This is a genomic window from Streptomyces sp. NPDC005648 (assembly GCF_040605395.1).
GTDB lineage: Bacteria > Actinomycetota > Actinomycetes > Streptomycetales > Streptomycetaceae > Streptomyces.
In genome coordinates, this window is the sequence record NZ_JBEXCS010000038.1 from 50782 (window position 1) to 76012 (window position 25231).

At 70.8% G+C, this 25231-nt stretch carries 23 protein-coding genes; 12 read left to right on the forward strand and 11 right to left on the reverse strand.

What is annotated here, in order from left to right; all coding sequences use genetic code 11:
- Positions 1-45 precede the first annotated feature (45 nt).
- Positions 46-1197: an NADH-quinone oxidoreductase subunit D gene (locus ABZT17_RS22360; RefSeq protein WP_356351281.1), complete on the reverse strand. Its 1152-nt coding sequence runs from the start codon at positions 1195-1197 to the stop codon at positions 46-48.
- Positions 1198-1228: 31 nt separating this feature from the next.
- Here ABZT17_RS22360 and ABZT17_RS22365 point away from each other — a divergent pair, with 31 nt between their 5' ends.
- A complete protein-coding gene (locus ABZT17_RS22365; RefSeq protein WP_356351283.1) occupies positions 1229-1741 on the forward strand; it encodes a PH domain-containing protein in 513 nt (170 codons plus the stop codon).
- Positions 1738-3072, forward strand: a complete 1335-nt coding sequence (locus ABZT17_RS22370; RefSeq protein WP_356351284.1) for a PH domain-containing protein — start codon at positions 1738-1740, stop codon at positions 3070-3072. The genes ABZT17_RS22365 and ABZT17_RS22370 overlap by 4 nt, the downstream gene beginning before the upstream one ends.
- An 18-nt stretch (positions 3073-3090) precedes the next feature.
- Here the strand turns inward: ABZT17_RS22370 and ABZT17_RS22375 are convergent, their stop codons facing one another.
- Together ABZT17_RS22375 and ABZT17_RS22380 are read right to left on the reverse strand one after the other, a co-directional pair.
- Entirely contained in the window at positions 3091-4590 is a 1500-nt protein-coding gene (locus ABZT17_RS22375) for a hypothetical protein (protein WP_356351285.1), read from the reverse strand.
- Positions 4591-4716: 126 nt separating this feature from the next.
- Complete coding sequence (locus tag ABZT17_RS22380) at positions 4717-5844, reverse strand: alpha/beta hydrolase-fold protein (protein WP_356351286.1); 1128 nt, start codon at positions 5842-5844, stop codon at positions 4717-4719.
- Between the two features lie 223 nt (positions 5845-6067).
- Here ABZT17_RS22380 and ABZT17_RS22385 point away from each other — a divergent pair, with 223 nt between their 5' ends.
- The 6 genes from ABZT17_RS22385 to ABZT17_RS22410 all read left to right on the forward strand — a co-directional run bounded on the left by ABZT17_RS22385 (position 6068) and on the right by ABZT17_RS22410 (position 11374).
- A complete protein-coding gene (locus ABZT17_RS22385; RefSeq protein ID WP_356351287.1) occupies positions 6068-7879 on the forward strand; it encodes a phosphatidylglycerol lysyltransferase domain-containing protein in 1812 nt (603 codons plus the stop codon).
- A 109-nt stretch (positions 7880-7988) separates the two neighbouring features.
- On the forward strand, positions 7989-9020 hold the full coding sequence (gene folP / locus ABZT17_RS22390) for a dihydropteroate synthase (RefSeq protein ID WP_356351288.1): 1032 nt from the start codon (positions 7989-7991) through the stop codon (positions 9018-9020).
- The gene (locus ABZT17_RS22395) at positions 9017-9520 is read left to right on the forward strand and encodes a nuclear transport factor 2 family protein (RefSeq protein ID WP_356351289.1); all 504 of its coding nucleotides are present in this window, start codon (positions 9017-9019) and stop codon (positions 9518-9520) included. Before folP ends, ABZT17_RS22395 begins: the two co-directional genes overlap by 4 nt.
- A gap of 294 nt (positions 9521-9814) precedes the next feature.
- The gene (gene folB, locus ABZT17_RS22400; protein ID WP_356351291.1) at positions 9815-10174 is read left to right on the forward strand and encodes a dihydroneopterin aldolase; all 360 of its coding nucleotides are present in this window, start codon (positions 9815-9817) and stop codon (positions 10172-10174) included.
- A complete protein-coding gene (gene folK / locus ABZT17_RS22405; protein WP_356351293.1) occupies positions 10171-10782 on the forward strand; it encodes a 2-amino-4-hydroxy-6-hydroxymethyldihydropteridine diphosphokinase in 612 nt (203 codons plus the stop codon). The genes folB and folK overlap by 4 nt, the downstream gene beginning before the upstream one ends.
- Positions 10783-10888: 106 nt before the next feature.
- Complete coding sequence (locus tag ABZT17_RS22410; RefSeq protein ID WP_356351295.1) at positions 10889-11374, forward strand: DUF3180 domain-containing protein; 486 nt, start codon at positions 10889-10891, stop codon at positions 11372-11374.
- 5 nt (positions 11375-11379) lie between these two features.
- Here ABZT17_RS22410 and folE read toward each other — a convergent pair whose 3' ends face one another.
- The 6 genes from folE to dacB form a co-directional block, all read right to left on the reverse strand.
- Positions 11380-11985 carry a GTP cyclohydrolase I FolE gene (folE, locus tag ABZT17_RS22415; protein WP_356351296.1) on the reverse strand — a complete coding sequence of 202 codons (606 nt, stop codon included), beginning with the start codon at positions 11983-11985 and terminating at the stop codon, positions 11380-11382.
- Between the two features lie 113 nt (positions 11986-12098).
- Positions 12099-14138 (reverse strand): ATP-dependent zinc metalloprotease FtsH, encoded by a 2040-nt coding sequence (gene ftsH / locus ABZT17_RS22420; protein ID WP_356351297.1) that lies wholly within the window; start codon positions 14136-14138, stop codon positions 12099-12101.
- 206 nt (positions 14139-14344) lie between these two features.
- Positions 14345-14905, reverse strand: a complete 561-nt coding sequence (hpt, locus tag ABZT17_RS22425) for a hypoxanthine phosphoribosyltransferase (protein WP_356351320.1) — start codon at positions 14903-14905, stop codon at positions 14345-14347.
- Between the two features lie 87 nt (positions 14906-14992).
- Entirely contained in the window at positions 14993-16180 is a 1188-nt protein-coding gene (gene tilS / locus ABZT17_RS22430; protein ID WP_356351299.1) for a tRNA lysidine(34) synthetase TilS, read from the reverse strand.
- Between the two features lie 192 nt (positions 16181-16372).
- Positions 16373-17506, reverse strand: a complete 1134-nt coding sequence (locus tag ABZT17_RS22435; RefSeq protein WP_356351300.1) for a zinc-dependent metalloprotease — start codon at positions 17504-17506, stop codon at positions 16373-16375.
- Between the two features lie 71 nt (positions 17507-17577).
- Positions 17578-19275: a D-alanyl-D-alanine carboxypeptidase/D-alanyl-D-alanine-endopeptidase gene (gene dacB / locus ABZT17_RS22440; protein ID WP_356351302.1), complete on the reverse strand. Its 1698-nt coding sequence runs from the start codon at positions 19273-19275 to the stop codon at positions 17578-17580.
- 79 nt (positions 19276-19354) lie between these two features.
- Here dacB and ABZT17_RS22445 point away from each other — a divergent pair, with 79 nt between their 5' ends.
- Together ABZT17_RS22445 and ABZT17_RS22450 are read left to right on the forward strand one after the other, a co-directional pair.
- Positions 19355-19846, forward strand: a complete 492-nt coding sequence (locus ABZT17_RS22445) for an inorganic diphosphatase (protein WP_194078292.1) — start codon at positions 19355-19357, stop codon at positions 19844-19846.
- Between the two features lie 105 nt (positions 19847-19951).
- Positions 19952-21622 carry a threonine/serine exporter family protein gene (locus tag ABZT17_RS22450; RefSeq protein ID WP_356351304.1) on the forward strand — a complete coding sequence of 557 codons (1671 nt, stop codon included), beginning with the start codon at positions 19952-19954 and terminating at the stop codon, positions 21620-21622.
- Here ABZT17_RS22450 and ABZT17_RS22455 read toward each other — a convergent pair.
- The gene (locus tag ABZT17_RS22455; protein ID WP_356351305.1) at positions 21619-22512 is read right to left on the reverse strand and encodes a VTT domain-containing protein; all 894 of its coding nucleotides are present in this window, start codon (positions 22510-22512) and stop codon (positions 21619-21621) included. The genes ABZT17_RS22450 and ABZT17_RS22455 overlap by 4 nt on opposite strands.
- A 144-nt stretch (positions 22513-22656) precedes the next feature.
- On the opposite strand from ABZT17_RS22455, the gene ABZT17_RS22460 reads away from it, so the two are divergent.
- Positions 22657-23022 carry a YbjQ family protein gene (locus ABZT17_RS22460; protein WP_356351306.1) on the forward strand — a complete coding sequence of 122 codons (366 nt, stop codon included), beginning with the start codon at positions 22657-22659 and terminating at the stop codon, positions 23020-23022.
- A gap of 15 nt (positions 23023-23037) precedes the next feature.
- Here the strand turns inward: ABZT17_RS22460 and ABZT17_RS22465 are convergent, their stop codons facing one another.
- The gene (locus ABZT17_RS22465; protein ID WP_356351308.1) at positions 23038-23808 is read right to left on the reverse strand and encodes a MerR family transcriptional regulator; all 771 of its coding nucleotides are present in this window, start codon (positions 23806-23808) and stop codon (positions 23038-23040) included.
- Between the two features lie 123 nt (positions 23809-23931).
- Here ABZT17_RS22465 and ABZT17_RS22470 point away from each other — a divergent pair, with 123 nt between their 5' ends.
- The gene (locus ABZT17_RS22470) at positions 23932-25218 is read left to right on the forward strand and encodes an ion channel protein (protein WP_356351309.1); all 1287 of its coding nucleotides are present in this window, start codon (positions 23932-23934) and stop codon (positions 25216-25218) included.
- The last annotated feature ends 13 nt before the right edge of the window (positions 25219-25231 follow it).

The following is a 25231-nucleotide window of genomic DNA, read 5'->3' on the forward strand; positions in this document are numbered from 1 at the left end:
CCGGACAGACCCGGGCGCGCGCCCCCTGGCAACGCGCCCTCCTCCCTACTTGTCGATGTCGCCCACCACGAAGAACAGCGACCCGAGGATCGCCACCATGTCCGCGACCAGCGTCCCCGGCAGCAGCTCCGTCAGGGCCTGGATGTTGTTGTAGGAGGCCGAGCGCAGCTTCAGCCGGTACGGGGTCTTCTCGCCCTTGCTGACCAGGTAGTAGCCGTTGATGCCGAGGGGGTTCTCGGTCCAGGCGTAGGTGTGGCCCTCGGGTGCCTTCAGGACCTTGGGGAGCCGCTGGTTGATCGGCCCGGGCGGGAGCTCGGCGAGGCGGTCGAGGCAGGCGTCGGCGAGGTCGAGGGCGTTGTGGGTCTGCTCCAGGAGGACCTCGAAGCGGGCGAGGCAGTCGCCCTCCTGCCGGGTGACGACCTTCAGGGTGTCCCGCAGCTCGCCGTAGGCCAGGTACGGCTCGTCGCGGCGCAGGTCGAAGTCGACGCCCGAGGCGCGCGCGATGGGCCCGCTCACGCCGTAGGCGTGCACGGCCTCCGGCGTGAGCGCCCCCACGCCCCGCGTGCGCCCACGGAAGATCTCGTTGCCGAGGACCAGGTCGTCGAACCGGTCCATGCGCGAGCGCACGGCGGCGACCGCGGCACGCGCGCGTGCCGTCCAGCCCGCCGGCAGGTCCTCCTTGAGGCCGCCGACGCGGTTGAACATGTAGTGCATACGGCCGCCGGAGACCTCCTCCATGACGTTCTGGAGGACCTCGCGCTCCCGGAACGCGTAGAAGACCGGCGTGATCCCGCCGAGCTCCAGCGGATAGGAGCCCAGGAACATCAGGTGGTTGAGCACCCGGTTCAGCTCCGCGAGCAGCGTGCGCGTCCACACCGCGCGCAGGGGCACCTCCATGCCGAGCATGCGCTCCACGGCGAGGACGACGCCCAGCTCGTTCGAGAACGCCGACAGCCAGTCGTGGCGGTTGGCGAGCATGATGATCTGGCGGTAGTCGCGTGCCTCGAAGAGCTTCTCCGCGCCGCGGTGCATATAGCCGATCACCGGCTCCGCGCGCGTGATGCGCTCACCGTCCAGGACCAGGCGCAGCCTGAGTACGCCGTGCGTGGACGGATGCTGCGGCCCGATGTTGAGCACCATGTCGGTGCTCTCCGCGGCGCCGCCGATACCGACCATGGTCTCCGTCGTAGGAGTCATGGACACAGTCTGTCCTACGTACGCTGGCCGTATGGAAACGGGGAGCCCGCCGAACGCGGGGACGACGGGGGACGAGACCACGGAGCCGGTGTGGCGCGGACTGCCGCCCGGACTGTTGCGGATGCGACGCCTGTTGCTGGTGGTGTGGCTTGGGGTGATCGCCCTGGCTCTGGGGCTGCTGCTCGGCCTGCTCGCCGGCCCGGTGTGGGCCGCGTTCGCCCTGCTGCCGCTCGCGCTCATGGCTTGGGGCTGGGTGCTGCTGGACCGCAACTGGCGCTCGTGGCGGTACGCCGAGCGCGCCGACGACCTCCTGATCAGCCGGGGCGTGCTGTGGCGCGAGGAGACCGTGGTGCCGTACGGGCGCATGCAGCTGGTCGAGGTGACCTCGGGGCCCGTCGAGCGGTACTTCGGGCTGGCCAGCGTGCAGCTGCACACGGCCGCCGCCGCGACCGACGCGACCATCCCGGGCCTCGACCCGGCCGAGGCGGAACGCCTGCGCGACCGGCTCACCGAGCTCGGCGAGGCCCGATCGGCGGGCCTGTGACCACGCCGGGCGTCGAGGACGCCGTGCTCGGGAAGGACCCCGTCACCGAGCGGCGGCTGCACCCCGTCACTCCCCTCAGGCGGGCCTGGGCGCCGGTCGCGGTGCTCATCGGGTGGGCCGTGCACGACCCGGATCAGGCGCAGCGCCAGCTGGCCCGGCTGACGGCGACCACCCTCCTGATAGCGCTCGCCGTGCTCGTGCCGGTCGCCGCCCTGTACGGCTTCCTCAGCTGGTGGTACACGCACTTCGCGGTGACGGACACCGAACTGCGCATACGTACCGGCCTGTTGTTCCGCCGCACCGCGCACATCCGCCTGGAGCGCCTCCAGGCGGTCGACGTCACCCAGCCGCTCCTCGCGCGCGTGGCGGGCGTGGCCAAGCTCAAACTCGATGTCATAGGCACCGACAAGAAGGACGAGCTGGCCTTCCTCGGGGAGCGGGAGGCGCGTGCGCTGCGCGCGGAACTACTCGCGCGCGCCGCCGGGTTCGCGCCCGAGACGGCGCACGAAGTCGGCGAAGCACCGGCGCGCGAACTACTCCGAACGCCCCCACTCCACCTCGCGATCTCCCTCGTGCTGACGGGCGCCACCTGGGGCGCCCTCGCCGCCGCCCTCGTCGTACCGCCCGTGCTGTGGTTCGCCACCCACAGCGTGTGGACCGTCCTGGCGACCGGCGTGCCCCTGCTGGGCGCGGCGGGAGCGAGCAGTGTGGGGCGGTTCGTCGGCGAGTACGACTGGACGGTCGGCGAGTCGCCGGACGGGCTGCGCATCGACCACGGGCTGCTGGACCGTACCCACGAGACCGTGCCGCCCGGGCGGGTGCAGACCGTGCGGATCGTGGAGCCGCTGCTGTGGCGGCGGCGCGGATGGGTGCGGGTGGAGCTGGACGTGGCCGGATCGTCCAACTCGGTACTCGTACCGGTCGCTCCCCGCGAGGTCGCGGAGGCCGTCATCGCGCGCGTGCTTCCCGGGGTGACGGTGCCGTCGGCCGCCGACCTGGCGCGTCCGCCCCGACGGGCCGGACGGTGCGTGCCGGTGTGGTGGCGCGGATACGGACTCGCCGTCACCGACACGGTGTTCGCCGCCCGGCACGGCCTGCTGCGGCGCCGCCTGTCGCTCGTGCCGCACGCGAAGGTGCAGAGCGTACGGCTGGTTCAGGGGCCGTGGGAGCGGCTGTGGCGGGTTGCGGACGTGCACGTGGACACGGGGGCCAACAAGACCGTCACGGCCCGCCTGAGGGACGCTCAGGAGGCGGCGGAGCTGCTGCGGGCGCAGGCGGAACGGTCCCGGACGGGACGGCGCGACGCACTGCCGGACCGGTGGATGGCGTAGACCGGCCGGCGGAACGCGCTAGGAAACCGCGCTCCGCAGCCTCTGCAGGTTGATCTGTTCCGTCTCGTCGTGGGCCGTCAGGTCGATCACCTGGCCCACGCCGCGGGACTCCTCGTCGGCGGGCTTGAACTCCGCCTCGGTCTCGGCCTTGTGGAGGGCGAGGGCCTCCTGGCCGACGACGTCGGCGAGGTCCTCGTTCTGCACGGCCTCCAGGTCGGCGGGCGACGGGTCCTTCTTCGTGCCGAAGAAGTCGAACCCGCCCTCGACCGCCGGGCGCCGCACGGGCGCGGCCGGTACGACGGCCACCGCGGTCGGCTCCACGAAGTGCCCGGACGGCTGCCGGACCGGCTGGGCGGACTGCCCGGACAGGACCGGCAGGTGGGCAGAGGTCGTGGCGGCCGCGCGCTCATGCCCGTCGACCGCCTCGGGCTGCCCCTCCGCCTCGTCCTCCTGCGTCGCGGCCTCCGTGTCGGCGGAGGCGGCCTCGGCGAGGGTGCCGACCTGGGCCGCTCCCGCGGCGGGCTCCGTGGCGACGGCACCGGTCGCGACCGGCTCGGCCGCGACGGCGTCGGAACCGGCCTTCACCCGCACCGACTCGCCCTTGGAGGGGCCGTCACCCTTCGGGGATTCGCCCTTCGAGGGGCCGTCGCCCTGGGGGGAGCCGTCGTCCTCGGGGTCGGTGCCGTCCGCGTCGCCCTCGGCGTCGGCGGTCACCTCGGTGTCAGCGGTGTCCGTGTCATCGGTGTCCGTGACTCCCGCGTCGCTCGCCACATCCGCGTCGTCGTCCCCGTCGTCGCCTCCGTCGTCCGCCGAGGGACCGTCACCGTCCCCGTCGAACTTCTTCAGCGCCGCCTTGGCCCGCAGGAACAGCTTCGAGCCCTCGGGAGAGAAGATCCCGGGCAGCTCCACCTTCTCGTCCTCGTCGGCGCCCTCGGCATCCGCCCGCGCGGCCTCCACCGAGGCAGCCACAGCCCCGGTGCCGGCCCCGGCGGCCGACTCCTGCGGCTCCTCGGGCTCCTGCGCGTCCGCCGAAACCGGCACCAACGCGCGCGTATCGGGCGATCCGGCCTCTATCTCCAGCAGACGGCGGCCTTCCAGGGCGCTCGCGCGCTCGGTCTCCGCGGTCGCGTACCGGCGCAGCAGTGCCGCGTGCTCGTTGCGCAGACCCGCCAGTTCCGCGCGCTTGGCCCGCAGCCGCTGCTCCAGCTTGGCGCGCAGCTCGCGGGACTCCTCGAGGTCGGTCTCCAGCTCGGCGACCCGCTCCTCGTGCCGCCACTCGTCGCTCGCACGCGCGCGCGTGAGGTCGGCCACCTGCTTGCCGGCCTGCGCGTCCCAGCGGCGCATCACGGCCGCGCCGACGACCGCCGTCGCTGCGGCGAAAGCGGCGACGACACGGAGCACGGCCGGGGAGGAGAAGACCCAGGGACCGAAGGCGCAGACGAGGGAGACGCCGGCTATCGCCGACGGCGGCAGCAGCCTGTGCAGAGGTGGGGAATGGCGGTGACGTCCACGTGGCATGGCCAGAAACTTACCGCGCGTAGGCGACCGTTGGCGCCCCGGCCCGTAAAAACACAGCCATAACGAAACGTTCACAGCGCATCAGGAAATGCGGGCCGCCGAATTCCCTCACTCAGCTCAAGATCATTAACGATCGCTCAACCGTCCGCTGAGCCACTGCAGCGTCGCCGGAATCTCACGGCGCCAGGTGTTGAAGTTGTGGCCGCCGCTGTCGAGGATGATCGACGAGATCCTGGTCAGCCCGGTGGCCTGTACACGCTCGATGAACTTCAGGGTGTCCTTGTAGTTGGTTTCCCCGATACGGCTGCTGGTGACGAGGAGCGAAGTGTTCGGCGCGGGCAGGTGCCTGAGGCACCACCAGAGGTCGGCCCGGTCGCGCAGCGCCTGGTCGCCGTGGAAAAGATCGCCGGTGGTGGGGTCGGTAGGCGCCTTGTAGTACGGCGACAGGCCCACGCCGGCCGCGTACGAACCGGGATGGTGCATCGCGAGTTTCAGCGCGCAGTAGCCGCCGGTGGAGTCACCGACGATGCCCCAGCTGCCCGGCCTTTTGCCCACCCTGTAGTGCGCGAGTACGGCGTTCGGCAGATCCTTGGCGAAAAACGTCTCCGTCTGCGGGCCGCCCGGGATGTCCACGCACTCCGTGTCCCGCGGCGGCGCCACCGTGGGCCGCAGCATCACCAGGATCATCGGCTGCATACGGCCGTCCTTTGCGAGGGTCTGCGCGGTGCTCGGATAGTGCAGCTTGTCGACGAGCGCCTGGGCGGTGCCCGGATATCCGGTCAGGACGACGGCGGCGGGGAACGTACGCGTGCGGTACTGCGGCTGGAAGTACTCCGGCGGCAGATACACGTACGCGGGTGTGGCGATGTGGGTCGTACGGCCGACGATGTCGACCTTCTGGACCTCACCGCCGGTCCGCGGTGGGGCGCCGCCCGCGCCACGCACGCGTGCCGTCTCTATGACCTCCAGCGGCCCCCCGCTGCCGCCGAGCGCCGTGTGGTTCACGACCACGCCCTGGTCCTTCTCCTGGCCGAAGAGATCCGCCCAGCTGGCGTAGAACCCGAAGGCCTGGTTGGCGGCGAGGCCCACGGACGCGAACAGGGCCAGCTGGGTGCCGAGCAGCAGACCCACGCGACCACTGACGGCACGCCAGTTCCGTCGCGCCAGACGCGGCCACAGCCACACCGTGCCGACGAACAGCAGCACGGCGAACGCGACTGCCACCATCAGCACTTTGTTGCTCGTAAGACCCATATCCTGCTTCCTGCCTGCGGTTTCCACCCGGCTCCCCCGCGCTTTCGCGAGGGCTTGTCCGGGACTTTCCTCGGCCTTTGAACCGGCTTTGAAGAGGCTCTGGAACCTTCCTCCTCGAGACACCGTCCTAGAGGGCGCAATGTCGCCGGATGCCCGAATCGGCACCGGGTCCAGGTCTCTCGCGGAACAACGGGATGCGATGTCTGTCAGGACAGATGAGGAAATGTCGGGCGGGGTTCCGTCCCGAGCAAGCAACGCTCGGCGCGTACTGCGAGGTCCGCGCCCCGAGGTCGTCCCTGTCCTCGTCGCCAGGGCCTGCTACCTGGTCGGCGTGCTGGATGTCGCCGCGGGAGTCTTCCCGCGCTTCAGGCACAGCCGTATGCACACGATCGCCGAGGTGCTGCCCGGCGCGTTCGGCCCGTTCGCGGCCGCGCTCTCGCTCAGCGCCGGCGTGCTGTTGCTGCTGCTCGCGCACGGCCTGAAGCGGGGCAAGCGGCGCGCGTGGCGAGCCGCTGTCGCACTGCTGCCGGCGGGCGCCGTGGCGCAGTTCGTGTACCGCCACTCGATCATCGGCATGGTGATCTCGCTGGCGCTGCTCGCACCGCTCCTGCGCCACCGCGACCAGTTCAAGTCGCTGCCCGACCCGCGCAGCAGGTGGCGCGCGCTGGCGAACTTCGTCCTCATGGGCGCCGGTTCCCTCGTCCTCGGGTTGATCATCGTCAGCGTCCACCCGAATCGCATGATCGGCGACCCGAGCCTGGCCGATCGCATTACGCACGTGCTCTACGGCCTGTTCGGCTTCGAGGGCCCCGTCGACTACCAGGGCAACACCTCCTGGACCGTCGGCTTCTCCCTGGGCGCCCTGGGGCTGCTCACGGCCGTCACGACGATCTACCTCGCCTTCCGGCCCGAACACCCCGCCGCGCGCCTCACCCCGGACGACGAGGAGCACCTGCGCGCCCTGCTGGAGAAGCACGGCGGACGCGACTCCCTCGGCCACTTCGCGCTGCGCCGCGACAAGGCCGTCGTCTTCTCGCCCAGCGGCAAGGCCGCGGTGACCTACCGCGTGGTGTCCGGTGTGATGCTCGCCAGCGGCGACCCCATCGGCGACGTGGAGGCCTGGCCGGGCGCAATCGAGCGCTTCATGGACGAGGCGAAGGCGCATTCCTGGACGCCCGCCGTGATGGGCTGCTCGGAGACGGGCGGCGAGGTGTGGACCCGCGAGACCGGCCTCGACGCCCTCGAACTGGGCGACGAGGCGGTGGTGGACGTGGCGGATTTCTCCCTGGCCGGGCGCGCGATGCGCAACGTGCGCCAGATGGTCAAGCGCATCGAACGCGCCGGTTACGAAACCCGGGTACGACGTGTACGTGACCTCGGCGAGGCCGAGCTGGAGCGGATCCGGCGGGCCGCCGAGGACTGGCGCGGCACCGACACCGAGCGCGGCTTCTCCATGGCCCTGGGCCGCATCGGCGACCCGTCCGACGGCGACTGCCTGATCGCCACCGCGCACAAGGTGGACGACCAGCCCGGCGAGTTCGGCGACCTGAAGGCGATCCTGCACTTCGTTCCCTGGGGCACCGACGGCGTCTCCCTGGACCTGATGCGCCGCGACCGCTCGGCCGACCCCGGCATGAACGAACTCCTCATCGTGGCCGCCCTCCAGGCGGCCCCCAAGCTCGGCATCACCCGCGTCTCGCTCAACTTCGCGATGTTCCGCTCCGCGCTCGCGCGGGGCGAGAAGATCGGCGCGGGCCCGGTGCTGCGCGCCTGGCGCGGGCTGCTGGTCTTCCTCTCGCGCTGGTTCCAGATCGAGTCCCTGTACAAGTTCAACGCGAAGTTCTGCCCGCGCTGGGAGCCCCGCTTCGTCGTGTACCGCGCCTCCGCGGACCTGCCGCGCATCGGCTTCGCCGCCATGCAGGCGGAGGGCTTCGTCAACCTCGCCCTGCCGCTCCCGCGCTTCCTGCGCCGCCGTCCGTCCCCCCAGCCCGTGTGCACCCACGCCGTCGCGGAGCGCGACGTACGCGCGGCGTGACCGACGGCGCCGGGAACCGGCCCGGGCGCGGCCCCCTCTCCTCCAGCCCGAGGGGCCCGCGCCCGGGCCGTGGCGTATCCCGGCACGGCCCGGGGCCTACGCTGAACGCATGAGCAAGCAGAGCGGACGCGGGCGCGTCGCGGGCCTTCCGGAGTGGGACCGGTGCGCGGTCATGGGAGTCGTGAACGTCACTCCCGATTCCTTCTCCGACGGCGGCCGCTTCTTCGACACCACGGCCGCCGTCAAACACGGTCTGGAGCTGGTCGCGGAGGGCGCCGACCTGGTCGACGTCGGCGGTGAGTCCACCCGCCCGGGCGCCACGCGTGTGGATGAGGCCGAGGAGCTCAAGCGGGTCATCCCCGTCGTCCGCGGTCTCGCCTCCGAGGGAGTCACCGTCTCCGTCGACACCATGCGCGCCTCCGTCGCCGCCCGGTCCCTCGCCGCCGGCGCCGCCCTCGTCAACGACGTCAGCGGCGGCCTCGCCGACCCGGCGATGATCCCGGCGGTGGCCGAGACCGGCGCCCCCTTCGTCGTCATGCACTGGCGCGGCTTCCTGGAGGGCGGCAACGTCAAGGGCGTGTACGACGACGTGGTCGCCGAGGTCGTCGACGAACTGCGCGCACGCGTGGAGGCCGTCCTCGCGGGCGGTATCGCCCCCGACCGCGTCGTCGTCGATCCGGGTCTCGGGTTCTCCAAGGACGCCGAGCACGACCTGGTGCTGCTCGCCCACCTGGACCGGCTGCTCGCCCTCGGCCACCCGCTCCTCGTCGCCGCCTCCCGCAAGCGGTTCCTGGGCCGCGTCCTCGCCGGTCCGCAGAGCGCGCCGCCGCCCGCGCGCGAGCGCGACGCCGCCACGGCCGCCGTCTCCGCGCTCGCGGCGCACGCCGGCGCATGGGCGGTGCGCGTGCACGAGGTGCGCGCGACGCGCGACGCGGTACGGGTCGCGCGCGCCGTGGAAGGGGCGCGCACCGCGACACACGCGCCGGGAGCCCACACCGCGCGCGGAGCGCAAGCCGCAGATCACGCGCCAGGCGCAGTCACTCCGAGCCCGGCGCCCACCTCACATCGCGCTCCCGGCGCGGACACCACCCGCCCGGCGCGCGCGTCACAGTCCACGCCCGGCGCAGAAGGAGCCCGGTGAGCGCCCCGCACACGGACGTCGAGCAGGTGGAAGCCGCCAACACCGCCTTCTACGAGGCCCTGGAGCGCGGCGACTTCGAAGTGCTGTCGTCGCTCTGGCTCACCCCGTCCGACCTGGGCGTCGACGAGGAGTACCACGATCCGGCCGACGTCGGGGTGGTCTCCTGTGTGCACCCCGGCTGGCCGGTGCTGACCGGCCGTGGCGAGGTCCTGCGGTCGTACGCGCTGATCATGGCGAACACCGACTACATCCAGTTCTTCCTCACCGATGTGCATGTGTCGGTGACCGGCGACACCGCGCTCGTCACCTGCACCGAGAACATCCTCAGCGGCGGCCCCGCTCCCGAGGGCGGTGAGGAGCTGGGCCCGCTCGTCGGCCAGCTGGTCGTCGCCACGAACGTGTTCCGGCGCACATCCGACGGCTGGAAGATGTGGTCCCACCACGCCTCCCCCGTTCTGGCCGAAAACGACGAGTCCGAGGACGAGGACACCCCCACCTGACGGGGTAGGCGCCCTGCGAGGACACCCTGCGAGGACACCTGCGGGGGACGCACCGGCACCCGCCGGGACCAATGAGTGGTTGGAATCACCACGGCGCGGGTAGGGGCGGCTACCAACCCATGAGCCGCCGGGTTCCCCAGGGGAAACACGCGATGAACCCTCCTGGCCCCGGCACGGGCCCGTGCCCCCGTGGCCCGGCCCTGTCAGTGCTCGCGGGTAGATTCGTTCGAGGCCGGGGTGCCGCCCGCACACGGTACGTACCGGCCGCTACCGACGATTGCAGGAGTGATTCGCGTGGATCGTGTCGCGCTGCGCGGCCTCAAGGCCCGCGGGCACCACGGGGTGTTCCCCAAGGAGCGCGAGGAGGGGCAGACCTTCATCGTGGACCTCGTCCTCGGGCTCGACACCCGGCCGGCCGCGGACGACGACGACCTGGCGAAGACCGTGCACTACGGCATCGTGGCGGAGGAGGTCGTGGCCGTCGTCCAGGGCGAGCCCGTCAACCTCATCGAGACGCTCGCCGAGCGCATCGCCCAGGCCTGTCTCAAGCACGACATGGTCCAGGAGGTCGAGGTCCGCGTCCACAAGCCGGACGCACCGATCACGGTCCCCTTCGACGACGTGACCGTCACCATCACCCGGAGCCGAGTATGACCGCGTCCTTCACCGAGGGTCACAGCGACCCGACCGTTCAGCCGGTACCCGCCTCCGTGGTGCAGCAGGTGGACGCCGCCGACACCACCCTGCACAACCCGAAACGCGCCGTGATCTCCCTCGGCGCGAACCTCGGCAACCGCCTGGAGACCCTCCAGGGCGCCATCGACGCCCTGGAGGACACCCCGGGCGTCCGGGTCAAGGCCGTGTCGCCGGTGTACGAGACGGAGCCGTGGGGCGTCGATCCCGGCAGCCAGCCCTCGTACTTCAACGCGGTCGTGCTCCTGAAGACCACCCTCCCGCCGTCCTCGCTGCTGGAGCGGGCGCACGCCGTCGAGGAGGCTTTCCACCGCGTACGGGACGAGCGCTGGGGCGCCCGCACCCTGGACGTGGACATCGTGGCCTACGACGGTGTCCTCTCCGACGACCCGCAGCTCACCCTCCCCCACCCGCGCGCCCATGAGCGTGCCTTCGTCCTGGTGCCCTGGCACGACGTCGACCCGGAGGCCCAGCTGCCCGGCCTCGGTCCGGTCGCCGACCTGATCGACTCCGTCACCCGCCATGGCGTGGAGGCGCGCAAGGACCTGGAACTCCACCTGCCGGAGTAGTCGTTAAGGTCAGGACGACAGACGTCGGATCGGTCACCGCTCGCGGGTGGTGACCGACCACGGTCCGCGGGAGGAGCCCGCGACCCGGGGGAGTTGAAGGGACACCGTGAGAGAGCTGCGCATCAGGGTGCTGGCCGGAGTCTTCGTCGTGGCCGGCGTCCTGTCCTGGGCGGGCGCCCGCCTCTGGAACTCGATCGGGACCCTCCCCAGCGTCCCCCTGGCCGCCCCCATCGTCCTCGCCCTGATCGCCGTGGTCCTCACGGCCACGGCGCTCTCGATCCGTGCCCGTCTCAAGGCCCAGCGCGAGCGCCGCCCCGAGGCCAAGGGCGTCGATCCCCTGATGGCGGCCCGCGCGGTCGTCTTCGGTCAGGCCAGCGCCCTGGTGGCCGCCCTGGTCGCCGGCATGTACGGCGGCACCGGCGCCTTCCTCCTGGAGCAACTGGACATCCCCGCCCGCCGCGACCAGGCCATCTACGCCGGCTTCTCGGTCGTCGCGGGCATCGCGGTGATAGCGGCGGCCATCTTCCTGGAGCGCGTCTGCAAGCTCCCGGAGGACGACGAGCACAACAACGGGGCGGCCTCGGCGGCGTAGGGCCGTCAGCGCGCCATGATGAGGCTCATCGCCTCGTTGCGGGTGGCGGGGTCGCGCAGCTGGCCGCGGACCGCCGACGTGATGGTCTTCGCCCCCGGCTTGCGGACACCTCTCATCGACATGCACATGTGCTCGCACTCGACGACGACGATCACGCCACGCGGCTCCAGTATCTCCATCAGGGAGTCGGCGATCTGCGTGGTGAGTCGTTCCTGCACCTGTGGACGCCGGGCATAGACATCGACGAGCCGGGCCAGCTTCGAGAGCCCCGTGATCTTGCCGTCGGCGGACGGGATGTATCCGACATGGGCCACTCCGACAAAGGGCACGAGGTGATGTTCGCAGGAACTGAGCACCTCGATGTCCTTCACCAGCACCATCTCGTCGTGGCCCAGGTCGAAGGTCGTCGTCAGCACGTCCTCGGGCCGCTGCCACAGACCCGCGAAGATCTCCTTGTACGCCCGCGCCACCCGCGCCGGCGTCTCCTTGAGGCCCTCCCGGTCGGGGTCCTCGCCGACCGCGATCAGCAGTTCGCGGATGGCGTTCTCGGCTCGCTTCTCGTCGAACTCGCCGATCTCGCCCTCGCTGTCCAGCGTCACAGGGTCGGTCATCTCGTGCCTCGTTCCTCTGATGTCACCTACCGGCAGCCACAAATGCCGCGCCCCCCAGGCTAAAACCTGGGGGGCGCATGCATCCATTCCGGTCTCGATGGCCGGAATTGACCTCAGCTCTCGGGACGCTCCTCCGGAGCCGACTCGGTCACCGGGGCATGCTCCGTCGCCGTCGACTTGGCGGTGGAGATCGCCGGGGTGGCACCGTTGGCGCCGTTCGTCAGTGCGAGCTCCTTCGGGGAGAGCACCGGCGGACGGGTGGACGGGGTACGGCGCGAGGAGCCGGTCCAGGCGGGCCGGGGCGGACGCTTGACGATCGGGGCGAAGATCTCGGCGATCTCCTCCTTGCCCAGCGTCTCCCGCTCCAGCAGCTGCAGGACGAGGTTGTCGAGGACGTCGCGGTTCTCGACCAGGATCTCCCAGGCCTCGTTGTGCGCGTTCTCGATCAGCTTCTTGACTTCCTCGTCCACCAGCGCGGCGACCTCTTCCGAGTAGTCGCGCTGGTGAGACATCTCACGCCCGAGGAACGGCTCGGTGTTGTCGCCACCGAACTTGATGGCTCCCAGCCGCTCGGTCATGCCGTACTGGGTGACCATCGCGCGGGCCGTGGCGGTGGCCTTCTCGATGTCGTTCGCGGCGCCCGTGGTCGGGTCGTGGAAGACCAGTTCCTCGGCCGCGCGACCGCCCAGCATGTAGGCGAGCTGGTCGAGCATCTCGTTGCGGGTGGTCGAGTACTTGTCCTCGTCCGGGAGCACCATCGTGTAACCGAGGGCACGACCGCGCGAGAGAATCGTGATCTTGTGGACCGGGTCGGAGTTCGGGGAAGCCGCCGCGACCAGGGCGTGTCCGCCCTCGTGGTACGCGGTGATCTTCTTCTCCTTGTCCGACATGATCCGGGTCCGCTTCTGCGGGCCCGCGACCACACGGTCGATCGCCTCGTCCAGCATGGAGTTGTCGATCAGCTTGCGGTCGCTGCGGGCCGTGAGCAGGGCGGCCTCGTTGAGCACGTTGCTCAGGTCGGCGCCGGTGAAGCCCGGGGTGCGCCGCGCGACGGCCGCGAGGTCGACGTCCGGGGCGACCGGCTTGCCCTTCTGGTGGACCTTGAGGATCTCCAGACGGCCCTGCAGGTCCGGCGGGTCGACCGCGATCTGGCGGTCGAAGCGGCCGGGGCGCAGCAGCGCCGGGTCGAGGATGTCCGGACGGTTGGTGGCTGCGATGAGGATCACACCACCCTTGACGTCGAAACCGTCCATCTCGACGAGCAGCTGGTTCAGCGTCTGCTCGCGCTCGTCGTGACCGCCGCCGAGGCCGGCGCCGCGGTGGCGGCCGACCGCGTCGATCTCGTCGACGAAGACGATCGCCGGGGCGTTCGCCTTGGCCTGCTCGAAGAGGTCACGGACCCGGGAGGCACCGACACCGACGAACATCTCGACGAAGTCGGAACCCGAGATCGAGTAGAAGGGGACTCCGGCCTCGCCGGCGACGGCACGCGCGAGCAGCGTCTTGCCGGTACCGGGGCGGCCGTAGAGGAGTACGCCCTTGGGGATCTTGGCGCCGACGGCCTGGAACTTCGCCGGCTCCTGGAGGAACTCCTTGATCTCGTGGAGCTCCTCGACGGCCTCGTCGCAGCCCGCGACGTCGGAGAAGGTCGTCTTGGGGGTGTCCTTGGTGATGAGCTTGGCCTTGGACTTCCCGAAGTTCATGACCCGGGAGCCGCCGCCCTGCATCTGGTTCATCAGGAACAGGAAGACGACCACGATCAGGACGAAGGGGAGCAGGGAGAGCAGGATGCCGAGGAACGGGTTCTGCTTGGACGGCGAAACGGTGTAGCCGTCCGGGATCTGCTTGTCCTGGTACTTGGTCTGCAGCGTGTTGGCGAGAGTCACGCCCTGGTCGCCGATGTAGCTCGCCTGGATCTTCGAGCTGCCCTCGACCTTTACGCCGTCCTTGAGCTGGACCTTGATGGTCTGCTCGTCACCGGTGGTCAGTTTGGCCTGTTCGACCTTGTTGTCATTGATCGCCGCCACGACCTGGCCGGTGTCCACCGTCTTGTAGCCGCCGGACGAGCCGACGACCTGCATCAACACGACCACGGCAAGGACGGCCAGCACGATCCACATGACCGGCCCACGGAAGTATCGCTTCACGTCCATCCATACGGAGCGGTGTCGCCCCGTCCCTCCTGCCATAGTGAGTTTGATAAGACAGTTCTTCTGACGGTACCCCAGCTTTGTTGCCCGAAGTCGCACGAAGCGGCTCGGACGGCTGTCGGATGCGTCTCTGCTAGCTCCAACGGCGTGAAACCCGCCGGGGTTCCCGATCGTCCTACAAAGAAGGCTCGCTTGGCCCCAAGGGCGTCTCAGCCGCCGTAGACATGGGGCGCGAGCGTACCGACGAACGGGAGGTTGCGGTACTTCTCGGCGTAGTCGAGGCCGTAGCCCACCACGAACTCGTTCGGGATGTCGAAGCCGACCCATTCGACGTCGATGGCGACCTTGGCGGCGTCGGGCTTGCGCAGCAGGGTGCAGATCCTCAGGGACTCGGGCTCGCGCGAGCCGAGGTTGTTGATCAGCCAGGACAGGGTCAGACCCGAGTCGATGATGTCCTCGACGATCAGGACGTGCTTGCCCTTGATGTCGGTGTCGAGGTCCTTGAGGATCCGCACCACACCGGAGGACTGGGTGCCCGCGCCGTACGACGACACGGCCATCCAGTCCATGGTGACGGGGGTGGACAGCGCCCGCGCGAGGTCGGCCATGACCATCACCGCGCCCTTGAGGACGCCGACGATGAGCAGGTCCTTGCCCGCGTACTCCGCGTCGATCTTCGCGGCCAGGTCCACCAGCTTCGCGTCGATCTCTTCCTTGGTGATGAGCACCTCTTTGAGGTCGGCACCCATGTCTTTCGCGTCCACCCGCATCACTTTCGGTCGTCCCGCCATTACGGCCGCCGGCTGCCCGGCACCGCCCCGCAGGGGGTTCTGGGTCCGCTCCCGCAGGGGCCGGTTTCAGCCTTGCCGAATCACCAGTCTGCCACCCTGGCGCTGGGCGACGACTTTGCCCGGGAGATTGATGGCTCCCTGGCCGCGCCAGCCGGTGATCAGCCGGTCGACTTCCTCGATGTGGCGGGCGAACAGCGACCCGGCGGGCGCCCCCGCCTCGATGGCGGCGCGGCGCAGGATGCGACGGCGGACGGCGGGCGGCAGGGCGTAGAGCTTGGCGCACTCCAGGAGGCCCTCGGTGTCGCGCACGGAGGCCGCGGCCTGCCGGGCCCAGGCGTCGAGGGCGTCGGCGTCGTCGCGGGAGAGCTGGGCGGTGCGGGCGAGGGCTTCGACCACGCCCTTGCCGAGCGCCTTCTCCAGGGCGGGCAGGCCCTCGTGGCGCAGCCGGGAACGGGTGTAGGCGGGGTCGGCGTTGTGCGGATCGTCCCAGACGGGCAGGGACTGGACCATGCAGGCCTTGCGGGCGGTCTGCCGGTCGAGCTGGAGGAAGGGGCGGCGGTAACGGCCGTCGGCCCCCGAGACCGCGGCCATTCCGGACAGGGAGCGGATGCCGGAGCCGCGGGCGAGGCCGAGCAGGACGGTTTCGGCCTGGTCGTCGCGGGTGTGGCCGAGGAGGATCGCGGTGGCGCCGTGGCGGGCGGCCGCGGCGTCCAGGGCGGCGTAGCGGGCGTCGCGGGCGGCCGCCTCGGGTCCGCCCTCGCGGCCGACGGTGACGGCGACGGAGTCGACGGGGTCGAGGCCGAGTTCGCGCATCCGCAGGGCGACCTCTTCGGCGCGCAGGTCGGAGCCGGGCTGCAGACCGTGGTCGACGGTGATGCCGCCGGCCCGGACGCCGAGCCGGGGGGCCTCGAACGCGAGTGCGGAGGCGAGGGCCATGGAGTCGGCGCCGCCGGAGCACGCCACGAGCACGAGCGGGGCGGGCCGGTGCTCGTGGGGGGTGCCGCCGGAGTGCGGGGCGTCGCCGGAGTGCGAGGTGCCGCCGGAGTGCGGGGCGTCGCCCGGCTTCGAGGCGTCGACCGGGGCGGTGGCCGCTCCGGTCGTGGGGTCGTGCGCGGGCGTACGGCTGCCGGGCGTCGTAGGAGCGTCGGCGGCGGTGTCGCGGTAGGCGGCCGCTCGGCCGGCTTCGTTGAGGATGTCGTGGAGGGCGCGGCGGACCGCCAGGCGTATCGCCGCGACCGCAGGATGGGGACCCATGTCCGGTTCCCTTCATGAAGTTTTCGGGGGGTGAGCCCGAGGCCGGTCACTCAGAGTGTGTAGATGGTGACAGAACCGGGGCGTTCCCCGAGCATCGCACGCCCACCCATGGCTCACGGTCCCTCGGACGGGTGATTGAAGGGGCGTTTGCCTGCCGTCGGCCGGATTCGGTTCACGACCTTCCCACGGCGTTCACGACTCGCTCTTGCGGTGCACCCGCGCGACCCAGTCCGCCGGTTTGGCGATCTCCGACTTGGTGGGGAGGGTGTTGGGAGAGGTCCACACCCGGTTGAAGCCGTCCATGCCGACCTGGTCGACGACGGCCCGTACGAACCGCTCGCCGTCGCGGTACTGCCTCAGCTTGGCGTCCAGGCCCAGCAGCCGGCGCAGGGCCATGTCCAGCCGTGAGGCACCCTTCGCGCGGCGCTGCTGGAACTTCTCCCGGATCTCGGAGACGGACGGCACGACGGACGGACCGACGCCGTCCATCACGAAGTCGGCATGGCCCTCGAGGAGGGACATGACGGCGGTGAGCCGCCCGAGGATCTCGCGCTGGGCCGGAGTCTGCACGATTTCGACGAAGGACCGCCCGCCGTCGTCCTCCTCGCCCTCGGGCCGCCCGCCGGCAAGCGACTGCGCGGCCTCGCGGATGCGCTCCAGGACGGTCATGGGGTCGACATCGGTCTCCCCCAAGAACGACTGGATTTCGCCCTCCAGGTGGTCACGCAGCCAGGGAACCGCGCTGAACTGCGTGCGGTGCGTCTCCTCGTGGAGGCACACCCAGAGCCGGAAGTCGTGGGGCTGCACGTCGAGTTCGCGCTCCACGTGCACGATGTTGGGCGCCACGAGGAGCAGCCGGCCGCCGCCGTTCTGGCCGGCCGGCAGATCGCGGGTCGCGGGGGCGAAGGTCTCGTACTGGCCGAGCACCCGGGAGGCGAGGAAGGACAGCAGCATGCCCAGCTCCACGCCGGTGACCTTGCCGCCGACCGCGCCGAGGACGGCGCCGCCGGGGGTGCTGCCGCGCCGCTCCTGCATCTTGTCGAGGAGGGGCTTGAGGATCTCCCGGAAGCCGGCGACGTTCGCCCGGACCCAGCCCGGGCGGTCGACGACCAGGATCGGGGTGTCGTGGATCTCCTCGGTCCCCATACGAGTGAAGCCCCGGACGTGTTCCTCCGAGGCCTTGGCATGTCGGCGCAGTTCCGCGACGACCTCACGGGCCTCGTCGCGGCTCACGTCCGGGCCCGGCCGCACCAGCCGGGTCGCGGTCGCCACCGCGAGATTCCAGTCGACCATCTGAGAAGAAGCAGCACCACCGATGCTCGTCATGCGTCAACCGTACGTGAGCGTTCGCACTTGGGGCAGGCCGCGCGGGGTGGGTGGGGTGCGCGGGGCGGTTGTCAACGGCAGCCGCAGGCCGCCAGCGCCGTCGCCGTCCGGTCGAGCGCCGACTGGGCCGCCATGGGGCTGCTCGTCTCGGACGCCAGGAACGCGAAGGCGAGCAGCCGCCCGTCCTGGTCCACGACCGTCCCGGCCAGGGTGTTGACGCCCGTGAGAGTGCCCGTCTTCGCGCGTACGACGCCTGCCGCGCCGTCGGTGTAACGGCTGGTCAGCGTGCCGGTGAAGCCCGCCACCGGAAGGCCGGTCAGGACCGGGCGGAGTTCGGGGTGGGCCGGGTCGCCCGCCTTCACCAGCAGGGCGGTGAGCAGGTCGGCGGTGAGCCGGTCGTCGCGGTTCAGCCCGCTGCCGTCGTTGAACCGGGCCCCCTTGAGAGGCAGTTGGAGTTTCGCCAGCTGCTTGTCGATCGCGGCGGCACCGCCGTCGAAACTCGCCCGCTCCCCCGTCGCCAGGGCCGTCTGTCGGGCCAGGGCCTCGGCGATGTCGTTGTCGGAGTTGGTCAGCATCCGCTCGACCAGGGCCGACAGCGGGGGTGAGGAGACCGAGGCCAGGGCCGTGGCGCGGGCGGTCGCCCTGGAGGGGCCCGGCGAGGTGGTCCTGATGCCGTGGCCGGCCAGGAAGCCGGCGAACTCGCGGGCCGCGTCCGCCGCCGGGTCCGTCTCGCGGGTGGCCGTGCCGCTCATGGAGTCGTCGGTACGGCCCTCGTCGGCCATCAGTGCGCTGACGGGCGCGAGGTTGTCGTTGACGCCGATGGGGTGCAGCGCGGGGCCGGTGTACAGGGTGGTGTCGTAGGAGAGCGTGACCTTGGCGATGCCGCGCTTCTTCAGGGCGGCCGCCGTGCTGTCGGCCAGGTCGCGCAGGCTCGCCCAGCCGTCGGACTCCTTGTGCGCGGTGAGGGTCGGGTCGCCGCCGCCGACCAGGACGAGTTCCCCGGTGTCGGGTTCCAGTTCGGTGCGGGTGGTGAGGCGGTGGTCGGCGCCCATGGCGGAGAGGGCGGCGACGGCGGTGGCGATCTTCGTCGTGGAGGCGGGGGTGAGGGCGTCGTCGGCCCCGGTGCCGTAGAGACGCTTTCCGGTGGCCATGTCGACGACCGCCGCCGTGTGGTGGGTGCCGAGCGCCGCCTCGCCCAGGAGGGGGCCGAGGACGTCGGCCAGGGCCGGGCCGGTGGAGGCCGACTTCACGGTGTTGGCGGAGCCTCCGAGACCGACCAGGACGGACGCGGCGCTCGGGGCCGGCCTGGGCGCCCCCGCGGTCGTGTCGGACGACCCGTCGGACGATCCGGACGTATCGGTATTACGGCCGTGATCTGCGCCACCCGTGCCTTCCAGGGCGACCGCGCGGTCCGCCTCGGCCGTACGCTGACCGGAGGAGTCCCAGGGGCCGGCGGCGGTCACCACGGTGACGGCCAGCGCCACTCCGGCGGTGGCGGCGCCCGCGGTGTACTGCCAGGTCCGGACGGTCTTCGGCCCGGTGATCCGTACCCGCGCGAGGTGCGGTCCCACGGCGGCCGCAGCCTGTTCGAGACGCGGTCGCGTGGCGTTCGCCGCTCGTTCGAGCCGGGGGCGCACCGCGTTCGCGGCTCGTTCGAGATGCGGGCGTACGGTCCCGGCGGCCCGTGCCAGACGTGGTCGTACGGCGTTCGCGGCCCGCACCACATGCGGTCTCGCGGCACGCCAAGGCCTCAGTTCAGGCACGACCACCAGCCCCTTTCGCGATCACACACGTGCGTGAGGGACACTTAACCACCAGAACTATGTGCTGATCATGGAGGAGCCACCGGTGGAGTTCGACGTCACGATCGAGATCCCGAAGGGTTCGCGGAACAAGTACGAGGTGGACCACGAGACCGGTCGGATCCGCCTGGACCGTCGACTCTTCACCTCGACCGCCTACCCGACCGACTACGGCTTCGTCGAGAACACCCTCGGCGAGGACGGCGACCCGCTGGACGCGTTGGTCATCCTGGACGAGCCGACCTTCCCGGGCTGCCTGATCAAGTGCCGTGCGATCGGCATGTTCCGGATGACGGACGAGGCCGGTGGCGACGACAAGCTGCTGTGCGTGCCGGCGACGGACCCGCGGGTGGAGCACCTGCGTGACATCCACCACGTCTCGGAGTTCGACCGCCTGGAGATCCAGCACTTCTTCGAGGTCTACAAGGACCTGGAGCCCGGCAAGTCCGTCGAGGGCGCCAACTGGGTGGGCCGGGTCGACGCCGAGGTCGAGATCGAGCGGTCGTACAAGCGCTTCAAGGAGTCCGGCGGCCACTGAGCCCCAGGAGTCTTCCCGGGCCGCACGCCTACCGCGTGCGGCCCGTTCGCGTATCTGTGCGCATACTGGCGTAGCCGCACGCGTCGTACAGGGAGCGTTACTCAAGTGACGGAGGCGGAGGACCGCAAGCCGCAGTCGGACGAGGCCAGGAGCACGTTCGATCCCGAGATCACCTCGGAGTTCGCCCTTCCCGCGGGGTTCGCGGCCCCCAGGGTCGTCGTCGAGCCGGAGACCACCTCCGAGTTCGCCGTCCCGCGCGGGCTGGACGTCCCGCAGCCGCCGAGCGCCGAACCCGAGGGGTCGGCGTTCAGCACACCGAGCACGTACGAGGCCAGACAGGCCCCCGTCGCCTTCACGCCGGCGACCGGCATACCGGCCGTCAGCCTCACCAAGGACGTGCCCTGGCAGGACCGGATGCGCACGATGCTGCGCATGCCGGTGGCCGAACGGCCCGCGCCGGAGCCGGGGCCCAAGGCGGAGGAGGGCGGCCCGGCCGTCCCGCGCGTGCTCGACCTGACGCTGCGCATCGGGGAGTTGCTGCTGGCGGGCGGCGAGGGCGCGGAGGACGTGGAGGCCGCGATGTTCGCGGTGTGCCGCTCCTACGGCCTCGACCGCTGCGAGCCGAACGTCACCTTCACGCTGCTGTCGATCTCGTACCAGCCGTCGCTGGTCGACGACCCGGTGACGGCCTCCAGGACGGTGCGCCGCCGGGCCACCGACTACACACGTCTGGCGGCCGTGTACCGGCTGGTGGACGACCTCAGCGACCCGGAGAGCCATATCTCCCTGGAGGAGGCGTACCGGCGTCTCGCGGAGATCCGCCGCAACCGGCACCCGTACCCCACCTGGGTCCTGACGGGCGCCGGCGGGCTGCTCGCGGGCGCCGCCTCCGTGCTCGTCGGCGGTGATGTGATCGTCTTCTTCGCGGCCATGCTGGGCGCGATGCTCGGCGACCGCCTGGCGTGGCTGTGCGCGGGGCGCGGGCTGCCGGAGTTCTACCAGTTCACGGTCGCCGCGATGCCACCGGCGGCCATAGGGATCGCCCTGTCGGTCGCCCATGTCGATGTGAAGGCCTCCGCCGTCATCACCGGTGGCCTCTTCGCCCTGCTGCCGGGGCGGGCGCTGGTGGCGGGCGTGCAGGACGGGCTGACCGGGTTCTACATCACGGCGTCGGCGCGGCTGCTGGAGGTCGTCTACCTGTTCGTCGGGATCGTCACGGGTGTGCTGGTCGTCCTGTACTTCGGGGTGAACCTCGGCGCCAGGCTGAATCCCGACGCGGCCGTCACCATCGCCGAGCGGCCGTGGTGGCAGATCGGCGCGTCGATGCTCCTGTCGCTGACCTTCGCGGTCCTGCTGCAACAGGAGCGCTCGACCGTGCTGTGGGTGACGCTCAACGGCGGCGTGGCGTGGTGTGTCTACGGCGCCCTGCGCTACCCCGGCGAATTGTCGCCGGTCGCCTCCACGGCGGTGGCGGCCGGGCTGGTGGGGCTGTTCGGGCAGCTGCTGTCCCGGTACCGGTTCGCGTCCGCGCTGCCGTACACGACGGCGGCGATCGGGCCGCTGCTGCCGGGTTCCTCGACGTACTTCGGTCTGCTGGCGATCGCGCAGAACGATGTCGACAAGGGGCTGGTGTCGCTGGCCACGGCGGCGTCCCTCGCCATGGCGATCGCGATCGGGGTCAATCTCGGTTCGGAGATCTCGCGGCTGTTCCTGCGGGTCCCCGGGGCGGCCGGCGCGGCGGGACGCAGGGCCGCGAAACGAACCCGGGGCTTCTAGTAACCCTGGTTCTGGTTCTGGTTCTGGTTGTACGGGTACTGCTGGTCCTGCCTGCCGCCGTACTGCGGCTGCCCGTACTGCTGTCCGTACTCCTGCTGCGGGTACTGGGGCTGCCCGTACTGCTGGTTCGGGTCGTAGGGCTGCTGGTACTGCTGCGGGTAGGGCTGGTCCGCGGACGGGATGCGGCGGAGCTGGGTCGTCGAGTCGTCCATGAGGGGGAACGGCTGGGTGTCCTGCTGGAGCGGCGCCGGGGCCTCGGGCCCGGCCTTCTTGTTCTTCGAGCGGGCCCTCAGGAACTCGATGATGATCGGGATCACCGAGACGAAGACGATCAGGATCAGGATCAGCTCGATGTTCTTGTTCACGAAGTCGATCTTGCCGAGCCAGGAGCCGAGCAGGGTGACGCCCGCGCCCCAGAGCACGCCGCCGACGATGTTGAACGTCACGAACGAGCGGTACTTCATGCCGCTGACACCGGCGATGATCGGCGTGAAGGTGCGCACCACGGGCACGAAGCGGGCCAGGACCAGGGACTTGGGGCCGTACTTCTCGAAGAACTCGTGGGCCTTGACCACGTTCTCCTGCTTGAAGAGGCGGGAGTCCGGGCGCTTGAAGAGCGACGGCCCGACCTTCTTGCCGAACATGTAGCCCGCCTGGTCGCCGAGGACCGCGGCGAGGCAGATCAGGCCGATCGCCCCCCACAGGGGGAAGTCCAGCTGGTTCGACGTGATCAGCAGACCGGTGGTGAACAGCAGGGAGTCGCCCGGCAGGAAGAACCCGATGAGCAGGCCCGACTCCGCGAAGACGACGAGAAGCAGGCCCCAGATGCCGAACGTGTCCAGAAGCTTGTTCGGGTCCAGCCAGCTCGGGCCGAGGGCGATCGTCATCACGGTTCCGGGCTCCTGAGGGGTGGGGAAGGGACTGCCTGCGCCGTTGTGCGGGCGCTCAAAGCTATCAACGCAATGTGTCCGCCCCAGGTTCCACCGGTGTCTCCAGGATGCACTGTGGGCCGCCTGGGACAAAGCTGTGGGGTTATGGGCATCGATGAATACGGCGGCGGCCAGGGGCCCCAGCCGGACGTACTGGTCGTCACCACGAACGACATCCCCGGATTCCGCGTCCAGGAGGTGCTGGGCGAGGTGTTCGGGCTCACCGTCCGCTCCCGGCACCTCGGCAGCCAGATCGGCGCGGGACTGAAGTCGATGATCGGCGGTGAGCTCAAGGGGCTCACCAAGACGCTCGTGCAGACCAGGAACCAGGCCATGGAGCGGCTCGTCGAGCAGGCACGCGCGCGTGGCGCGAACGCCGTGCTGATGTTCCGGTTCGACGTGAGCGAGGCGGCCGACGTGGGGACCGAGGTGTGCGCCTACGGGACGGCCGTGGTCGTGGCCCGGGAGTGATCCCCCGGGCCGGGGTCACGCGGTGTGCCGGGAGGCGTTCGCCGTGATGGCGTCCCTGAGGTGCTCGGCCAGCCCCGGGTGCATGGAGTCGTAGAACGCCTTGAAGCGCTCGTCGGAGACGTACATGCCGGCGAGGGACACATGCATGGCGTACGGGCACTCGTAGAACCATCTGTCGATGTGCAGGCGGTGTTCCTCGGCCAGGTCCATCGCCGCCTCGTCGGCCGGTGGCGCGCCGGCGGCCACCAGGGCGGCGTAACGCCCGCTCCAGTCGTCCACCTCGGCCTGCATGCGTTTCCAGTCCGCCTTGGTGTAGCGGGCGGCCCGGCGCTGCGACTCGGCGTAGGCCTCCGTGCCGCCCCAGCGCGCTTCCGCCTCCTCGGCGTACTGCTCGGGGTCCTTGTCGCCGAAGACCTCGAACCGCTCCTCGGGGGTGAGGTTGATGCCCATCCTGCGTGCCTCCATGGCGTGTTCCACGGCCTCGGCCATCTTCTGCAGCTTCTCGATCCGGGCGGTCAGCAGCTCGTGCTGGCGGCGCAGATGCGCGCGCGGGTCTGCTTTTCCGGTGGCCTGATCGTCCAGCAGGGCCGCGACCTCGTCGAGCGGGAAGCCGAGCTCCCGGTAGAACAGGATCTGCTGCAGCCGGTCGAGGTCGGCCTCGCCGTAGCGCCGGTGGCCCGCGTGGCTGCGCCCGCTCGGGACGAGCAGACCGATGGCGTCGTAGTGGTGCAGCGTGCGCACGGTGACGCCGGCGAAGTCCGCGACCTGTCCTACGGAGTAGCTCACTGCTTCCGCTCCCTTCTGGGTACGCGCTCCACCATGGATCCTCACGTCGCGTGAGGTGCAAGCCGGGGTCCGCGAGGTCCCGCTCCGGATGTCGAGTCCCTTTTGTCCATTTATGGTGATCGCGTGGCTCACGACACCGCACCGCAGGCGCCCGCTGCTCATGCGGCTCCCGCGCGCCTGTTGCTGCCGTTGGTCCTGCCCGCGGTGATCGTGGGCGTACTGGCGAGCCTGCTGTTCCTCGGGGTGAGCGCGGTCGCGGAATCCCTGCAGCACGTGCTGTGGGAGAACCTGCCGGACGCGCTGGGCGTCGGGCGGTACTCCGTCCTGTGGATGCTGGTCATGCTCACCGCGACCGGGGTGGCGGTCGGACTCGTGGTGTGGAAGGCGCCGGGGCACGCGGGCCCCGATCCGGCCACTCTCGGGCTCCAGGCGTCCCCCATGCCGCCCGTCGTGCTCCCGGGACTGCTGCTGGCGACCGTGCTGATGCTGGCCGGAGGGCCGAGCCTGGGCCCGGAGAACCCGATCATCGCGGTGAACGTGGGACTCGTCTACTGGCTGGGCAAGCGGCTGATCCCCCGGATGCCGGACGGCATCTGGACGGCGCTGGCGGAGGCCGCGACGATCGGCGCGCTGTTCGGGACGCCGGTCGCGGCGGCGCTGGTGATCTCCGAGGCGCTGGCCGGGCGGCAGGTGCGCGGGCTGCTGTGGGACAACGTGTTCGCGCCGCTGGTGGCGGCCGGCGCCGGCGCCATGACGGCCACCCTGGTGGCGCATCCGACCCTCGACCTGGACCTGCCCCAGCTCGGCCGGCACCCCGGCTGGGGAGATCTGCTCGCCGCGCTCGTGGTCGCCTCGCTGGCCGCCGTCCTCGGTATGTGCGCGGTGTACGCCTTCCCGTACGTGCACGGCGCCTTCAAACGCCTTCGGCACCCCATGGTGGCGCTTCCGGTCGGCGGGCTCGTGCTCGGACTGCTGGGAGCCCTGGGCGGAAGCCTCACGCTCTTCAAGGGGCTGGACCAGATCTCGGAGCTGGCGAAGCATCCCGACGGCTGGTCGGCGGGCGAGTTCATGAAGATGGCGGTGGTGAAGCTCGTGGCGCTGCTGGTCGCCGCCGGCTGCGGCTTCCGCGGCGGGCGGATCTTCCCCGCGGTCTTCGTGGGCGGCGCGTTCGGGCTGTGCGCGCACGCCCTGGTGTCCGGTGTCGATCCGGCGGTCGGTGTCTCCGCGGGCGTCCTCGGCATGCTCCTCGCCACCACACGCCATGGCTGGATCAGCCTCTTCACGGCCGCCGTGCTGGTGGCCTCGCCCGCCATCCTCGCCCTGCTGTGCCTGGCCTCGCTGCCCGCCTGGCTGCTGGTGACCGGCCGGCCCCAGATGCAGTTGCGCGACGACGGAACTCCGGTCCGCTGACAACCGTTCCCCA

What these genes read in the sequence shown, in the direction of transcription:
- folE (WP_356351296.1), bottom strand. Translation starts at nt 11,985, where the DNA reads ATGACCGACCCTGTGACGCTGGACAGCGAGGGCGAGATCGGCGAGTTC.
- ABZT17_RS22435 (WP_356351300.1), bottom strand. Translation starts at nt 17,506, where the DNA reads ATGACGAGCATCGGTGGTGCTGCTTCTTCTCAGATGGTCGACTGGAAT.
- tilS (WP_356351299.1), bottom strand. Translation starts at nt 16,180, where the DNA reads ATGGGTCCCCATCCTGCGGTCGCGGCGATACGCCTGGCGGTCCGCCGC.
- ABZT17_RS22360 (WP_356351281.1), bottom strand. Translation starts at nt 1,197, where the DNA reads ATGACTCCTACGACGGAGACCATGGTCGGTATCGGCGGCGCCGCGGAG.
- ABZT17_RS22375 (WP_356351285.1), bottom strand. Translation starts at nt 4,590, where the DNA reads ATGCCACGTGGACGTCACCGCCATTCCCCACCTCTGCACAGGCTGCTG.
- ABZT17_RS22385 (WP_356351287.1), top strand. Translation starts at nt 6,068, where the DNA reads ATGTCGGGCGGGGTTCCGTCCCGAGCAAGCAACGCTCGGCGCGTACTG.
- folK (WP_356351293.1), top strand. Translation starts at nt 10,171, where the DNA reads ATGACCGCGTCCTTCACCGAGGGTCACAGCGACCCGACCGTTCAGCCG.
- ABZT17_RS22460 (WP_356351306.1), top strand. Translation starts at nt 22,657, where the DNA reads ATGGGCATCGATGAATACGGCGGCGGCCAGGGGCCCCAGCCGGACGTA.
- ftsH (WP_356351297.1), bottom strand. Translation starts at nt 14,138, where the DNA reads ATGGACGTGAAGCGATACTTCCGTGGGCCGGTCATGTGGATCGTGCTG.
- folP (WP_356351288.1), top strand. Translation starts at nt 7,989, where the DNA reads ATGAGCAAGCAGAGCGGACGCGGGCGCGTCGCGGGCCTTCCGGAGTGG.
- ABZT17_RS22365 (WP_356351283.1), top strand. Translation starts at nt 1,229, where the DNA reads ATGGAAACGGGGAGCCCGCCGAACGCGGGGACGACGGGGGACGAGACC.
- hpt (WP_356351320.1), bottom strand. Translation starts at nt 14,905, where the DNA reads ATGCGGGTGGACGCGAAAGACATGGGTGCCGACCTCAAAGAGGTGCTC.
- ABZT17_RS22380 (WP_356351286.1), bottom strand. Translation starts at nt 5,844, where the DNA reads ATGGGTCTTACGAGCAACAAAGTGCTGATGGTGGCAGTCGCGTTCGCC.